This window comes from Novosphingobium profundi, from assembly GCF_018491765.1.
Taxonomy (GTDB): domain Bacteria; phylum Pseudomonadota; class Alphaproteobacteria; order Sphingomonadales; family Sphingomonadaceae; genus Novosphingobium; species Novosphingobium profundi.
This window is the reverse complement of the sequence record NZ_JABWCU010000077.1, coordinates 1-797: the sequence shown is the minus strand read 5'-3', so window position 1 is coordinate 797 and position 797 is coordinate 1. Positions and strand designations below refer to the sequence as shown.

At 58.5% G+C, this 797-nt stretch carries 1 protein-coding gene; it reads right to left on the bottom strand.

Annotated features, from left to right (window positions below; translation table 11 throughout):
* Positions 1 to 205: 205 nt before the first annotated feature.
* Positions 206 to 532 carry a hypothetical protein gene (locus HT136_RS26085; RefSeq protein ID WP_214202658.1) on the bottom strand — a complete coding sequence of 109 codons (327 nt, stop codon included), beginning with the start codon at positions 530 to 532 and terminating at the stop codon, positions 206 to 208.
* Positions 533 to 797: the final 265 nt, after the last annotated feature.

Here is a 797-nt window from a genome sequence, read left to right as displayed (position 1 = left end):
GCAGCGGCCCTTGCGCTCAAAGCTGCAGGATATTCCATTCAAAAAGTCTCTGCTTAACTTCGGTTAGCGCCTATTTTCTGCGGCCAGCGACCCTCCTACGGCTAGCCTGAAAGCGGAATGTCGTCTGCTGGCATCGTCAGGATCGCGATCGACCGACCGACAAGGGCGCGTCGCAGAATTTCGGCACACGCCCCAAGCCGGGCATTCAGGGCGAAGAAGGTGGCCAGCACATGAACTGCTCGTTCTCGCCCGAGTTCATCCCTCGCACTTCAAATCCGGGAAGTTGTCGCAAACGTTCGAGCACAGCATCCTCTCCGGTCGCTAACTGCGGGAATGCGACTTGCGTTTGTCCGGTGTTGTCGTTCAGCAACCACCACACATCTGCGCCCCACGGGCCGGTGTCATTGGTCTCAACATATACTGCGCCAATGTCAGCAATCTTGATGCGCTGTTCCACTCGCTTGGGGGCTCGGCAAACGATGTCGCCATCTGATGTGACCTCGACAACGAAATGGGCTTCTTGGGGCTTCATTCCGCCAAGCTGCCCTCATTTAGGCTCTCGGGCAATGTCCGCTCTCCGCCCATCTGAGCTGCTGGTCGATCTCGTCAGCAAGGGAAAGCGGACGAGCCGCTCCCTGGCGCGCCAGATCGTCCCTTGAACGACCAACAAGGGCGCCTGGCGGAATTTCAGCTCACGCCCCAAGTCGGCCATTCAAGTCGTGAGAAATTAGCGGCCGCTTTCAAGCCGCCTCAGCTTCGAGCGCTACGGCATTAATGTCCAGGGAAGCGGACGCTAC